At 54.0% G+C, this 14,069-nt stretch carries 13 protein-coding genes; 4 read left to right on the top strand and 9 right to left on the bottom strand.

Translation table 11 applies throughout. The features are described from left to right. Positions 1 to 14: 14 nt before the first annotated feature. The 3 genes from Q399_RS0114255 to Q399_RS0114245 form a co-directional block, all read right to left on the bottom strand. Positions 15 to 890 carry an AraC family transcriptional regulator gene (locus Q399_RS0114255; protein ID WP_031569524.1) on the bottom strand — a complete coding sequence of 292 codons (876 nt, stop codon included), beginning with the start codon at positions 888 to 890 and terminating at the stop codon, positions 15 to 17. Between the two features lie 88 nt (positions 891 to 978). After that, positions 979 to 2,277: a methyl-accepting chemotaxis protein gene (locus Q399_RS22475; protein ID WP_031569523.1), complete on the bottom strand. Its 1,299-nt coding sequence runs from the start codon at positions 2,275 to 2,277 to the stop codon at positions 979 to 981. 136 nt (positions 2,278 to 2,413) lie between these two features. Then, positions 2,414 to 3,253, bottom strand: coding sequence for an SDR family oxidoreductase (locus Q399_RS0114245; protein WP_031569522.1), 840 nt, complete (start codon positions 3,251 to 3,253; stop codon positions 2,414 to 2,416). A gap of 121 nt (positions 3,254 to 3,374) precedes the next feature. Here Q399_RS0114245 and Q399_RS0114240 point away from each other — a divergent pair, with 121 nt between their 5' ends. Next, complete coding sequence (locus Q399_RS0114240; protein ID WP_031569518.1) at positions 3,375 to 4,766, top strand: FAD/NAD(P)-binding protein; 1,392 nt, start codon at positions 3,375 to 3,377, stop codon at positions 4,764 to 4,766. Positions 4,767 to 4,823: 57 nt separating this feature from the next. Here the strand turns inward: Q399_RS0114240 and Q399_RS0114235 are convergent, their stop codons facing one another. Both Q399_RS0114235 and Q399_RS0114230 read right to left on the bottom strand, forming a co-directional pair. Then, positions 4,824 to 5,072: a DUF3297 family protein gene (locus tag Q399_RS0114235; protein ID WP_031569517.1), complete on the bottom strand. Its 249-nt coding sequence runs from the start codon at positions 5,070 to 5,072 to the stop codon at positions 4,824 to 4,826. Between the two features lie 120 nt (positions 5,073 to 5,192). Next, positions 5,193 to 5,576 (bottom strand): hypothetical protein, encoded by a 384-nt coding sequence (locus tag Q399_RS0114230; protein WP_051686012.1) that lies wholly within the window; start codon positions 5,574 to 5,576, stop codon positions 5,193 to 5,195. Between the two features lie 234 nt (positions 5,577 to 5,810). Here Q399_RS0114230 and Q399_RS0114225 point away from each other — a divergent pair, with 234 nt between their 5' ends. Beyond that, the gene (locus Q399_RS0114225; RefSeq protein ID WP_031569514.1) at positions 5,811 to 6,641 is read left to right on the top strand and encodes a DUF2306 domain-containing protein; all 831 of its coding nucleotides are present in this window, start codon (positions 5,811 to 5,813) and stop codon (positions 6,639 to 6,641) included. Between the two features lie 29 nt (positions 6,642 to 6,670). Here the strand turns inward: Q399_RS0114225 and Q399_RS21675 are convergent, their stop codons facing one another. Both Q399_RS21675 and Q399_RS0114215 read right to left on the bottom strand, forming a co-directional pair. Then, on the bottom strand, positions 6,671 to 7,477 hold the full coding sequence (locus Q399_RS21675; RefSeq protein WP_051686011.1) for a substrate-binding periplasmic protein: 807 nt from the start codon (positions 7,475 to 7,477) through the stop codon (positions 6,671 to 6,673). After that, complete coding sequence (locus Q399_RS0114215; RefSeq protein WP_031569506.1) at positions 7,458 to 8,921, bottom strand: high affinity choline transporter 1; 1,464 nt, start codon at positions 8,919 to 8,921, stop codon at positions 7,458 to 7,460. The genes Q399_RS21675 and Q399_RS0114215 overlap by 20 nt, the downstream gene beginning before the upstream one ends. Positions 8,922 to 9,261: 340 nt before the next feature. On the opposite strand from Q399_RS0114215, the gene Q399_RS0114205 reads away from it, so the two are divergent. Then, entirely contained in the window at positions 9,262 to 10,707 is a 1,446-nt protein-coding gene (locus tag Q399_RS0114205) for a Na+/H+ antiporter NhaC family protein (RefSeq protein ID WP_031569505.1), read from the top strand. A gap of 59 nt (positions 10,708 to 10,766) precedes the next feature. Here the strand turns inward: Q399_RS0114205 and Q399_RS21190 are convergent, their stop codons facing one another. Both Q399_RS21190 and Q399_RS0114195 read right to left on the bottom strand, forming a co-directional pair. Further along, a complete protein-coding gene (locus Q399_RS21190) occupies positions 10,767 to 11,657 on the bottom strand; it encodes a matrixin family metalloprotease (RefSeq protein ID WP_051686010.1) in 891 nt (296 codons plus the stop codon). 194 nt (positions 11,658 to 11,851) lie between these two features. Next, positions 11,852 to 12,352 (bottom strand): aldolase/citrate lyase/malate synthase family protein, encoded by a 501-nt coding sequence (locus tag Q399_RS0114195; RefSeq protein WP_031569503.1) that lies wholly within the window; start codon positions 12,350 to 12,352, stop codon positions 11,852 to 11,854. 141 nt (positions 12,353 to 12,493) lie between these two features. Here Q399_RS0114195 and Q399_RS0114190 point away from each other — a divergent pair, with 141 nt between their 5' ends. Next, entirely contained in the window at positions 12,494 to 13,981 is a 1,488-nt protein-coding gene (locus Q399_RS0114190; protein ID WP_031569500.1) for a DUF3612 domain-containing protein, read from the top strand. Positions 13,982 to 14,069 lie beyond the last annotated feature (88 nt).

Genomic DNA, 14,069 nt, shown 5'->3' with positions numbered 1-14,069 from the left:
GATCAACAATGGCTTCAGTCGGTCTGTAGTGCGAGCCAGATGCGCGTTTGTGCCTGATGTGCCGGCACATCCGGAAAAAAACTAACCCGTTCCAGCAACAAAGGCACATCGGCGGGCAGCCAGCCGCGCGCGGGCAGCAGTTCTGTGTATAAGGCACGGATAATGGGTTCCAGCTGAGCATCAGGCCCAATGTGCTCATAACAGGCGTATAAACCGGCCGGCACCGTCACCAGACTTAACTCCGGCTGCTGCAGCAAATCCGGCTGTGGTCCGCTAAGCTGCAGCGCCAGGCCAAAACGGTAGTCATCCGGTGCGCAATCCTGTGGGTCGTCATATAACAGGTTAAAGGTCGCGAAGCGGCTGGGATGTAATTTATTGCTACGGCGAAACTCAATAAAACGCCGGATACTATTGCCGATGCTGGCCGGATGGCCCTGATGCAGCCATTGCAGCAGCAGGGTGCTGTCGCGCTGCTCGGTTCTTAAGCCCGAATCGGCAACATCTCCCTTGTCAGTGCCGGCAATGTGGTTCAGCTGTTCAGTTTGCTGCGCCCAATATTGCCAGTCCGGCTGCTGGCGAAATTGCGCCGGTGCCTGGCCCAGCCAGCGGGCAAAAGCCCGGCTGAAACTTTCGGCATGCTGATAACCGGCGTCTAAAGCCAGTTCGGTGACTGGTGTTTGCCGATAGGCCAGCGCAGTGGCCGCACGTTGCAGCTTCAGTAACCGCTGATAACTTTGTAGCGGCATGCCACAATGCAAGCGGAACTGCCGGTGCAGATGCCAGGCGGAATAACCGCTGCGGGCACTGAGTTCGGTTAGCGTCAGTGGTTCATCGGCGTTTTCAATCAGCTGGAGTAAACGCGGCAACAGCGCTAAAAATGGTTCTGACATCAGCAAGTTCCTTAAGCAAGCAATGGCCTTACTGTATCAAAGTCATCACACCGCCGCCTGACCGTTCTTGCTTTTGTGTCACAACCTTTTAGGGCTTGAGTTTTTCCACCACAGCCACAAAATTCGCCACGCCCTGACCCACATCGGCGATGCCGGCAGCGACTTCCTGGATGCTATGTTGCCCCCGTTCGGCGACACTGCTGATGTCGTTCAGCTGCGTGTCGATAGTTTTAATCAGTTCGGTGTTGGTATGAACAACCCTGGCTATTTCCGCTGTTGCATCGGCGGTGCGACCAGCGAGTTTGCGCACTTCGTCGGCGACCACAGCAAAACCACGGCCGGAATCGCCGGCGCGGGCCGCTTCAATCGCCGCGTTTAACGCCAATAAGTTGGTTTGTTCGGCAATGCCCCGGATAGTTGCTACTATGTCGCTGATGTTTTTTGCTTGCAGGCTAAGCTCAGTGCCATTACTGGCTGCCAGTTGCAGGTCACGGGCAATACGGGCGGAAGTTTCAACGGCTTCATTTAACACCTGTACCGCATTGGTCGTGATTTGCGAGGTCTGCTCTGACGTTGCTGCGGCCACTTCGACCGCCTGACGGGCAGAATGCACGCGCTCGCTGATATCCGAGGCAAATTTAATCACTTTATAAACTTTACCGTGTTCATCGCGAATTGGGTTGTAAGTTGCTTCCAGCCAAATGCTCTCACCGCGGGCATCTTTACGTTCAAAGCGACCGGCAAACACCTGACCGCCGGCCAGACGTTGCCAGAAATCAGGGTGCTGACGGTAAAATTCGTCATAACAAAACATGCGATGATGTTTGCCGCTCAATTGCTCCGGCTGATAATGCATAGTTTGCAGAAAGTTGGCGTTGGCCGTTAGGATCTGGCCGTCAGGAGCAAATTCAATCACTGCCAAAGAACGGTCTAATGCGCTGAGAATGGCGTTTTTATCACGCAGAGCCAGTTGGTCCACGGTGACATCGCTGGCCAGCTTAAACACTTTGGTTACCCGGCCAGTATCATCCAGCACCGGAAAGTAGCTGGCTTGCAGATATACCACTGTGCCGGATTTGTGCAAGCGGGTAAAGGTACCGTTTTGTGCTTTGCCCTGGTTGAGTTGCTGCCAGAATTGCTGATAAGCGCTGCTGCCGGTGTAGGTTTTGTCACAAAAGATACGGTGATGTTTGCCTATCACTTCAGCATATTCATAGCCAACAGTGTCGAGAAATAGCTTGTTGGCATCGAGGATAGTGCCGTCCGGTGTGAAACTGATAAAAGCGATATTGGAGCGGATCGCATTGAGGTCGTTTTCCAGCAATGACAAATCCCGGGCATACAAGGTTGCTGGGTTCTCGCTGGTTTTCTGACGGGAAAAAAACATACGGCCTCCGGATAAAGTTCAACTTAAGGTTCGCACATCGGCTTAATGCATTAAGGATGGCAAAGCTTAAGATAGTCTTAATCGGGGGCTGTGATTAAAAAATACTCAAGAATATTTTGATGCAGGTCAATTGTTCCTAATGCGCTGACAGGCCAAACTTACGTTTCAGGATGCGGTGTAGCAGACTGGCTGGTAATACGGCTTTGAGCAGCGGCAATAACCAGCTGCCGCGGCCAACGCGGATGTGTAGCTGGCGTTGCGGGGTTTGCAACGCATTGGCTAAATCTCTGGCATATTCACTGGCCGGTGTCGGAAAATCCTGAGAGGCACGCGCTCTGGCGCGCACCCCATCGCGGTAGGGCCACCAGCTGGAGTCTTCTGATAACACCTGTTCGGCCAGTTGACTGGCGCGCTCAGCAAAACCGGTATCGACCGCACCGGTCACCGCCAGCACCATCTGTACGCCAAGTGGTTCCAGTTCCATCCGCAGTGCTTCGCTGATGGCATGCAAAGCGGCTTTGGACGCGCAATAAACGCCGGCAAAAGGCGTGACCAGACTGGCACTGACACTGCCGATATTCAGTACAGTGCCCCGGCTTTGCTGCAGCAACGGCAAGGCGGCTTTGGTCATCGCCACCACCGAAAAGACATTGGTCTGAAACTGCAGCGCCAGCCGCTCCGGGCTGATATCCAGCACCGGGCCTATCGCGCCATACCCGGCATTGTTGACCAGCAAATCCAGCCGGCCATGCTGGGCACCGAGTTCGGCAACAGTCGCATTAATTTGCTTTTGGTCGTTCACATCCAGCGCAAAGACGCCAAAGCCTTCGGCCTGCAGCCGCGCCAAATCACCAGGCTGACGAGCTGTAGCAAACACCTGATAACCCTGAGATTTCAGCTCACGCGCCAAAGCCAGTCCAATACCGCCGGAACAGCCGGTAACCAGAGCGATTTTTGGCGAAGGGGCTTGGGACATCAGGAACTCCTGGAAACAGAAAGGGTGCTTGCGCTGTACCTTAACTGCTTTTTTCATTGACAGGAAGGGTGGTCGCCAGTTATCACAGCGGCGGTATCCATGCAGTTGGTCAGAAAAACAGATGCAAAACATCGCGATAGTGGGTGGGGGTATAGCCGGCATTTCAGTGGCTATCCAATTGATTAATCTGGCAAAGCCGGGACTGTTGCTGACAATTTTTGACAAGACAGGCCAGTTTGGCCGGGGTCTGGCCTATCAGCCGCGGCAGGTTGCGCATTTACTCAATGTCCCGGCCGGCAAAATGAGCCTGGACCCAGTTAAACCAGACGATTTTCTGCAGTGGTTAGCACAGCAGCCGGCTTTTGCTGCTGATGAGCCCGCTGTGCTGGCACAGGCCTATCTGCCCCGCGCCTTGTTTGGCAATTATGTGGCGCAGCGCTGGCAGGAAGCGCAGACCCGGGCTGCGCAGCAAGGCGTGCAGGTGGTGTTGCGGCCGCAGGCGGTCACGGCTCTGGACCTGGCAACCCCCGCTGTACCACAACTGCAAAGTGACGGTCAGTGGCTGAGTTTTTCGGCGTTGGTGCTGGCTTGTGGTAATGAGTTACCGCGTCATCCGGCTGGATTACAGGCCCTGACGGAGCATCCGGCTTACGTGCAAAACCCCTGGTCTGATACCTGGCTGGCCAACCTCAAACCCGACAGTAAAGTGTTGATCCTCGGCAACGGCCTGACCATGGTCGATACGCTGTTATCACTGCGCGCGGCCGGCTTAAAAACACCGGTGTTATCGGTATCTCCACATGGTTATGGCATGTTGCCGCACCGCCATCCGGGGCTGCAGTTGCGGCAGTTCAGTGAAGGGTTGCCAGAGCAAGCCAGCCTGCGCCAGTTATTGCGGCTGTTTAACCGGGCGCGACATCAGGTGCGCCGGCTTGGTATCTCCGCAGAGCCGCTGATCGACGCGTTACGACCCCACACGCAGCGTTACTGGCAACAATTCAGCATGGCAGAAAAAACTTTATTTATGCGTCGCTTACGGCATTTATGGGGTGTTGCAAGGCACCGGGTGCCGCTGCATTTACATGACCAGCTGCAGCAACAACGGTTATATGGCTTATTGGAAGTACACGCCGGCCAGGTGGTGCAGGCCCGGGCGGCTGGTGAGCAGCTGAACCTGCAGATTTGCAGCCGGGTGCATCGGGATGTGGCAGCGCAAACTTTTGATTATCAGTCAGATTTTGTTATTAATTGCACAGGGCCGGAACAAGACTACCGCAAACTGGCTGGCCATCCGCTGCAACAAGCCATCGCTGCCGGCGCGCTGACAGCCGGACCGCTGGGGCTGGGCCTTGCAGCCGATGTCACGTCTTTGCGGCTTAAAGACGGCAATGGTGCGGTATATCCGGCAGTCTATGCCATCGGTGCTTTGCTGCGTGGTGAATTATGGGAAAGCACTGCGCTGCATGAAATTCGCCAGCAGGCACAGCTGATTGCCAGTGCGATCACTGCCTGAAAAAAAACCGCCCAGGTTGGTGACAAACGGGCGGTTTTTTAAAGATTTTGGGTTGTCTTAGCGGTAATAAGCTTCAACTTTGCCTTTCATCGTCATCAGCAGCGGCTGGCCACGGCGGTCAACAGCTTTGCCGGCTGGTACTTTGACCCAGCCTTCGCTGATGCAATATTCTTCAACGTCAAAACGTTCTTTGCCGTTCAGGCGGATACCGATATCAAATTCGAACACAGCGGCATTGTAATGCGGGCTGCGCGGTTGGACTGATAAACGGTCTGGTAATTCCGGGCGTGCGGTGGTGTCGTTCATACTGAGCTTCTGCTGAAAAAAAAGAGCGCCATTGTAGGCAATTGCAGTGGGTTGGCTCAAGCGTTAGCAACAGAAATGTACGGGCGGTGAGTGCTGCCGCCCGTGTCGTGATGGCGCAGCTTAACCAGCGACCTGATTAAACCACTGTTGCTGGCGGTTTCTATCTAATTCTTTCAGTTTTTCCACTGTGGCATTTGGCAATTTACGCACTGAGCCTTGTTCAAATTGTTTGATAGCACTACCTAGCTCAAACACCGGTGCGTGGACTGTGCGCTGTTGCTGCAGGGTGCGGCATTCACGTTGGCTTGGCGCATACCCCAGTTTACCGGCATAAGCAGCCAGCAGATTACGCTGATACTGTGAAGTACCTTTCGCTGCCAGCTGGCAGTAACCACTGTTGCTGTAGTTGTGTTGTTGGTCTGCCGCCTGTGCAGCGCCGATATTCAGCAGAACCAGGGCAAACAGGCCGGCCAGCAATGTTGGAGTGTGAGTCAGCAGTTTCATCCGATTTTCCTTCTGAGGTTGACGCTGCAACAGCAGCAACGGGCGTCAGAATAATGGTCCTGCGTGACAGGGCCGTGGCGGAAGCACAAGAAGAATTGTGACGGAAGGATTAGATTTTTTGATGTGCTTTTCGGGGACTTTTGCAAAAACCATAGGCCGAATTCCGAATCCGGCGCGATCAACACCGCCGTTGTCGTCATGCTGCCTGAATAGTATTTACTTCAGGAGTATGTGATGACTGTATCTTCCGTTATCTATGTAGCAGAGACCCAAAGCCGCGCCGATGCGCTGCTAAAGGGCTGTGTCTATAGCTGGTTCGTGCTGGCGCTGTGCGGCCAGTGGTTATTTGCTGTCTATATCATGGCGCGCTATGGCTCGCCGCTGTTGAGTGGCGATTATCAAAGCGTCAATCAGGGCAATCATATTGGCGGCTATAAACCGGGCGAAGGTTTTTACAACCTGGTTTATTTCGGCCATATCCTGCCGGTGGTCTTGCTGGGGCTTGGTGGCATCCTGCAGTTTGTGCCGCAAATTCGCCAGAAAATGCCGAGGCTGCACCGCTGGAATGGCCGGATGTTTATGACGCTTGGCCTGAGCGGCGCTATCACCGGGCTGTATTTAACCTGGGGCGCTGGTAACCGCCTGAGTGATCTTGGCGCTATTGGCATTACGCTCAATGGCTTGCTGATCCCGGTGGCGATTTTCTTCGCCTGGCGTTATGCCATCGCCCGTAACTTCAGTGCGCATAAACGCTGGGCCGTGCATAGCTTTTTGCTGGTCAATGGTGTCTGGAGCTTCCGCTTGTATCTGTATGGCTGGTTTGTGCTGAATCAGGGGCCAAATGGCAACAGCAGCAAGCTAGACGGGCCAATGGATTTGTTCTTCAGCTTCGCCTGTTATCTGCTGCCGATGGCGGTGGCTGAACTGGTGTTTTGGGCAGAGCGCCAGCGCAGTGCCGCCGTGAAATGGACTGTTGCGGGTCTGATGCTGCTGGGGTGTCTGATCACGCTCGGTGGTATTGCTGCCATCGGTTTTGTCAGCTGGGTGCCGGCGATCAGAGCTTAAAGCCCGGGTAGTTGCAAATCTGGCCACGCTTACTGCGCTGGAGTTGCCGGCGACGCCGCCAATTGCTCCAGCTGCTGAATCATCGCTTCACTATAAATGTGTTGATAAAGCCCACGCATGGTGCCATCGCGGTAGCTGTCCAGCAGGGCTTGCTGCCAGCGGGCTACGCGCTCCGGAGCAATTTTTGGAGAGAACGCCATATATAAGCGCGCGGCGGCCAGTTTGTGCACCGGTTTAAGGCTGTCTTGCTGTGCGGCCAGTTGTTGGTTCAGTTCGGCAAATACCAGCTGATTCAGCGCGACTAAATCGACGCGGCCTTTGAGCAGTAACTCATTGCATTCACCGGCTTTAATGGTGACCACCAGATCTCGGTTCTCCTGATAGCCCAGCTGACGGATTTGACTTAACACGGCTGAATCGCGGTAGTCACAGGCGATTGGCCTTGAGTTGGCATTTTTACTGTTGCTGCTGCGACCGTACAACGTGATTTCATGGATTTTCAGTGGGCCCACCCATTGATATTTATCCTCGCGCAACGAGTTCCGCACGGTTTCGAACAGCACCGCATTGGGTTCCTGACTGGCCAGTTGTACCGCACGTGCCCATGGATAGATTTCAATCGGGCCTTCATCTTGCAGCCGCTGTTGCAGGATGCGGATCAGTTCAACTGTGGGCCCTTTCACCTGGCCGTCTTCAGCCAGATATTCTCCCGGCGGGCTGTGTTCAGTGAAAAACTTCAAGGGTTCAGCGCCGGCTTTACCGACGCAGCTAAGCAGAGCCAGTAACAGCCCTGAACTGAGGCAACGCATTTGATGCTTACAACGCGCTGTGACCATGTTCACCCCGGTGCAACTGGTCATGGACTTCGTGGTTGTGCGGCAGATATTGCGGCAATAAAGAGCCAATCAACATACCGGCGAGGCTTGCCAGAAAACCGGCAAATTGCGGGGCCAGCAGTGGGTCTTCCGGCCCAAACCAGACCATGCCTTGCCAAACCAGCAAACCAGAGCCAATGGCGCAAAGCGCGCCCTGATTGCTTGCGCGGCGCCAATACACGCCAAACGCCAGCGGCACAAAAGCGGTGACCAACGTGACCTGATAGGCACTTTCCACCATGGCAAAAATCGACGCTTCGCTATTGAGCGCATAGGCCAGCACCGCGCAGCAAAATACAAAAGTCACCGCCTGCATCAGCCGTAGCAGTTGACGGTCATTAAGCGGGGGCAATAACGGCCGCAGGATGTTTTCGGAAAAGGAGACGGATGGCGCCAGTAAAGTGGCAGAGGCACAGCCTTTAATCGCTGAGAGCAAGGCGCCAAAGAAAATCACCTGGGCGACAAAAGGCATCTGGTCCATGACAAACTGCGGCAGGATCAGCTGGCTGTCGGTTTGCATCAGCCGCGCCACCATGTCCGGTTGCAACATAGTGGCGGCGTAGGCAATAAAGAGCGGAATAAAAGCGAAAAAGAAATAACCGGTGCCACCGCAGATGGTGGCCCAGACGGCGATTTTTTCGGTTTTGGCGCTTTGCACGCGCTGGAAAATGTCTTGTTGTGGAATAGATCCCAGCATCATCGTCAGCGACACGGCAATAAACGCCAACACCGCTTTTAAATCCCAGGCCGGCCAAAAGCTGAATTTACCAGCGTCCGCCGCATGCTGCACGACGGTTGCGACACCGCCGGCCATATCCGCCACTTCATGGCTGATGTATAAAAGCCCCAGAATAATCACCACCATCTGCACCAAATCGGTCACAGCCACGGCCCACATGCCACCGACCAGGGTGTACACCAGAATAGAACCTGCACCGATCCACATGCCCAGTTCCTGGCTGATCATGCCGCCGGAGACCACATTAAATACCAGGCCAAGTGCGGTGATTTGTGCGCCGACCCAACCGAGATAAGAAATCACAATGGCCAGCGAACAAAACACTTCGGCAGTGCGGCCATAGCGGCGTTTGTAAAAGTCACCGATGGTGAGTAAACGCATGCGGTATAAAGGTGCAGCAAAGAATAACCCCACCAGAATCAAACAAATAGAAGTACCAAACGGGTCGGCCACAATAGAGCCGAGATTGCCGTCCAGAAAAGTGGCAGGAATGCCCAGCACAGCTTCAGAGCCAAACCAGGTGGCGAACACAGTGGCGGTGACCATATAAAAAGGTAGATGGCGGCCGGCGACAGCGAAATCCGCGCTGCTGTGCACCCGGCGGGCTGCCCAGATCCCGAGCAGCACAGAAAAGATCCAATAAGCAATTACCAGATTTAATAACATGGGCCGCCCCTTGTGCATTGAATACTCAGCATAGTGCTTGGCAAACAAGTTTCCAACAAGCAGATTGTTTTGCAAAAACATCTGCTTAGCCTTTCATACTCATTGTTTTGCCTGTCAGGCACGGCGCTGCCGGCGCGCTGCTGGCGTACTGAATCAAAGATTGAGTCAGCAGCATATTTTGTTATCATATCCGACCACAATTCCCGCTGAGTTGTGCAAACAAAAAAACAACAAAGGCAGCACGCAGGCGTCAATCTGCCAGAGCCGAATCTGACGACAAGCTTTCTGTTTGTCGTGGTGTTATTGACCAGTCACCTGGAGTTTTTGAAAGGAACCCCTGATGGATTCACCCAGTGCGTTAAGTTTAATCCCACCTATTGTGGTCATGGCGGTAGCAATTTGGTCGAAACGACCGATCCTGTCGCTGGTTGTTGGTGCTGTGGCAGGTTTGCTGCTGTTATCGCCGGCCGATTCTTTTAATAATTTTGCCGAAATCTCGCTCAAAGTGATGCAGGATGAAACCATTGGCTGGTTGATTCTGGTCTGCGGTGGTTTTGGTGCTTTAATCTCATTGCTCATTCACACCGGTGGTGCTTTGGCCTTTGGCCGCTTTGGCTCGCGCCTGGCGACGGGTCAGCGCTCGTCGATGTTTATGACTTTTATCCTGGGCTGCATCATCTTTATCGATGATTACCTCAATGCGTTGTCGGTTGGCGAAGCGATGAAGCGGGTCACCGACAAATACAAAATCTCCCGGCAAAAACTGGCGTATATCGTCGACTCTACCGCAGCGCCTATCTGCGTCATTATCCCGATCTCCACCTGGGCGGTATTTTTTGGCGGCCTGCTGGTCGACAACGGAATCGCGGAAAAAGGCAAAGGCATTGAGGTGTATATCCAGGCTATTCCATATATGTTTTATGCCTGGTTTGCTGTGTTAATGGTGATGCTGGTCGCGTTGAAAATCGTGCCGGATTTGGGCCCAATGAAAAAAGCCGAGCTGGCGACTCAGGCCGGGACGCCGATTGACTGTGAACTGGCGGCTGATGCGAAAAACATCGTCAAAGGCAGCCACGGTCAACACCATGCGCAACATGAAATGCCACACCACACCAGCGACGAATATGCCGTGCAGGCGATTGAGCAGGAGTTTGAACACTCTGATAAACAAGGCCAGCTGCATAACTTTCTGGTGCCGATGCTGGCGCTGATTGCTTTCACTATTTATTTCGACATCGATGTGCTCAAAGGCGTGATTGCGACTTTGTTGCTGATCATTCCTTATTATTATTTCCAGAAACTGATGACCATCAGCGAAATGATGGAAGTGATGATGAATGGCTTTAAAACCATGCTGCCGGCCATCAGCACCGTCATCGCGGCGTTTATTTTTAAAGATGTCTGCGACAAGATCATGCTGCCGCAGTTTGTCATCGATAATCTGACGCCTTATATGAATGCGACTATGTTGCCGGCGCTGGTGTTTGTGGCGATGGCGTTGTTGTCGTTTGCCACCGGCTCAAGCTGGGGTATTTTTGCCGTATCGATCCCGATTGTGATGCCACTGGCGACTGCGGTGAATGCTGATATTCCGCTGGTGATCGGCGCGTTGTTATCGGCGGCGTCTTTTGGTTCGCAGGCGTGTTTCTACAGTGATTCAACGGTGCTGGCGGCGCAGGGTTCAGGTTGTAACCTGATCTCCCATGCGGTGACACAGTTGCCGTACTGCCTGATTGCCGCAGCTCTGGCCTTTGCCGGTTTTATCGGCCTGGCAGCGATGGGCTGATAAGACCTTTGTGATTAAAAAAACCGCCGTCCGGCGGTTTTTTTTCACGTGTTTTTTTATCAGCCCCGCGCTGAACATTGCTGTTGCCAGGCCTGAATGTCGGCGCTGGTCAGCCCTTGCTGCGAGCCATTGAGCTGGCTGTGCATGATGCTGCTGCGATCTGCCAGATGGTCCAAACCCAGCGCATGGCCAAATTCATGCAGCAGCGTTAAGGTCAGATGATGGGCATCTTTATAGGCGAATATGGTCATCATGCGGTTGGCGCCCTGTTGCTCTAACAAGCCCACTTCAGCGAGGCCCGTTGGCTGTTGTTCCGGGATTAAAGCATTGCGATCAGCGATTGTGTTGTTCAGTTGTTGTTGGCGGTCCTGCAGTTTCTCTGTCAGCGCATCGAGTTGTTCCGCTTCCAGCGCATGTTCTTTTTGCCGGCTCAGCAATTCTGCCTGCTCTTTGCCCAGCAAAGCGGCGGCGCCGGGGTCTGCCTGCTGGGCTTTTTGGTTAAACGCCTGAATATCGGCGGCCAGCTGGCGGTCTTTTTCGGCAAACTCATCTTTTAACTGTTGAAATTCAGCCAGTTGCTGTTCGAAATCCCGTTGCTGGTCCTCAATGCGGTTGTCATAGCGGTGCAGATTGCGCTCGAGCATCAGTTGTTCCAGCTGTTGTTGCTGGCGGGCGTCAAAGATAAAACGGACAGGAAAGCCTTGTTGTGGGTCATAGCGCAGCACTTCTTTACCAAGTGCCTGATTCCATTGATTGGCTGCATCCTGCAGCAGCGGCAGTGCCTGCTCAGCACTGAGGCCAAAAGCCGGGTCGATGCTGTCGAGTCGCCAGCTGATCTGTTGGAAACAACTGGCGGTTTTACTGGCAGGCAGCGGTTTGACCGGCGTATTGTCAGGCCAGAATACCCACAGCAGCAAAGCCGCCACTAATAGCAGTAATCGCAGGATCAAAATAAACAGGCTCCGGGTAATAGCAACTGCTGTGACTTTATGGTCGGTGTTGCTGGCTATTGGTCGGCGAAATAATCGCCATAGTTTACCTCAGAGCTGCGGGAGGGTAAAAAATTCCGTGACAGGGCCACTGGCTGACAGAAAAACAGGCCCGGCAAACTTTGCAAGACCTGTCTTTCAACCGCGGAGCAGGATTAAATTAAGCGGTAGTCGCCGCCGGCTTTGTGGGTGTAGCTGGCGCCACTGCGGCATTGTTTCTGCGTGGTGACTACAGTGCCGCGAACTAAGGAAAACCACTCGTCACCGTCGAGCTGCAACTGAATATCTTCGATGCCGGCACAATCTTCGCTGCCGCGCTCGCTGTGCCGACACAGGCTGATTTCCAGATGACGGCTGCCATCGTTAAATAACAGGGTTTGCGGTTGTTCTTTACTGCCGCACAGGGCGACAAACTGTGCCGGATTTTTCAGGCCTGTGCTTTGGCCATCGGCGAAAAATGCCAGCAGATGCTGGTAATAGACCACATAGCTTTTCACCTGCTGATGCGAGCCATGTTCCAGCGGAAATAATTTATCCAGCATGGCTTTGGAGTAATCCAGCACCTGACGGTGGTGCGCGTCGTTCAGCGCTGTCAGTTGTTGCAGTTGTTGCTGGATCATCGGGTCGGTATTTATCTGCAGTGCGGTCATGTTCATGGTTCTATCCTCGCTCACTCTTTGTCTGTTTGGCCCGGTAGGGTGGCGGGCATGGCGGCTGTTGTGATTGCCTGTAAAACAGTCTATGTTGTTTTTAAGCGAAATTTCACAATTAAAACTTCACAGTGTGAATTTTACAAAATGACCAATGCAAAAAGCCTGTTACGCCAGTCACATTTTCTCGGGACTAAAATCAGAAACCTGAGGAAACGCAATAACTTAACTATGGACGACCTGTCCACGCGCTGTATTCGCATCAATGCCGAATACGCGCCGTCGGTGTCGTATTTGTCGATGATTGAAACCGGCAAGCGCGTGCCGTCGCCGGAAATGCTGGCCGTGATCGCCGAAGTTTTTCAAAAATCTCCGGACTGGTTTTTGGACGGCATCGACGCCGGCACTGATCTAACGCCCGCCAAAGGCAGCCGTGGTGGTATTTCCGGCATGGCGCTGGAACCGGGCTTTTTGTTTGCGCCGGACATTCTGCAAATCGCCATTCCGGAGCTGTTGTCACAAACCGGCACAGGTGGCCGCCAGTTTGCGCAGCTGCTTATTCGCGCCCATCAGGAACATCACCAGAACCATTTCCCGGAACTGGAGCGGGCGGCCGAAGAAATTGGCCAGAAACGTATGCCGCTGAGCGCCGATGAGCTGTTGCAAATTGCGAAAAAAGTCGGCCTGCAGGTGCGCTGGTTTACCGAAGTGCCAACTGAATTGCTCGACGAGTTGGGCGTGCGCAGTAAAAACGTGCAAACCTCCTATTTCCTGCCGCCCGGCACTTTGCATTTAAACCGTATTCTGGAACAACATCCGACAAGGCTGAAGTACGAGCTGGCGGTGCATATCGGCCATGCAGTGCTGCACAACAAAGATGGTGTGAAAAGCAGTATGCGGGTTGGTGGCGCGCAGGAAGCTTCAGACGGCAACGCCAACCTGGCGCCGCAGGACATCCTGCATGCCTGGCGTGATTTTGAATCAAGTTTTTTTGCCGGTGCGCTACTGTGTCCTAAGTTGCCATTTCGCCAGTTGCTGGACCGGCACGGTTATGAAATCAGCTCGCATCAGGCGGCTGGCGTCTCAGCCTCGGTAGCGATGCGACGGATGACGGCGGTGTCGCCTTATCAGCACTGGCATTATTTTGATGCCTACACGCCGGGTAAACTCAAAGCTGTGTATCGTGGTAATGGCATTCCGCTGCCTTGGGGCAATATGCGCCAGGTGGAAGACCCTTGCCAGCACTGGGCGGTGTTCCGGATGTTTGAAGCCGCCACGCAGCAGCATTCGGCGCAGCTGTCTTTGCTGGATGTGCAGGGCCAGCCCAGGATTTATTGCTGTGAATCGACCAAAGTGATGGATTTGGCCGGCAACCCGCACGTGTTGTGCGCCGGGGTCGATTTAAACCCGGCCATCAGTGCGCAGGGCATAGACGCCGACAGTCTGGCGCAGGAAATGAAACAGCTGTGTGTCAAAGGGGGGGGCAAAGTGGCGGTGCCGGCGGCTATCCGCTCGACGCTGACGACCATCAGTAACATTCTGAATATCAACTGGGTGGCGCGCTCGCTCGACAAACCGGCGCAGCTGATTTGCAGCCGCGGCAATAGTTGCCCGCGCGAGCCGGGATGTTATTAATAACCAGCACGGCAACGATGGCCGCACTGGCGCGACTGGCGAAGCGCAGCGCTCTGGTATAGGCTCGGTACAGGCCGGATAAAAGGAT

Source organism: Rheinheimera texasensis DSM 17496 (assembly GCF_000711985.1).
GTDB classification, from domain to species: domain Bacteria; phylum Pseudomonadota; class Gammaproteobacteria; order Enterobacterales; family Alteromonadaceae; genus Pararheinheimera; species Pararheinheimera texasensis.
Note: the sequence above shows the minus strand (reverse complement) of the source record. Positions and strands in the feature narration are given on the sequence as shown.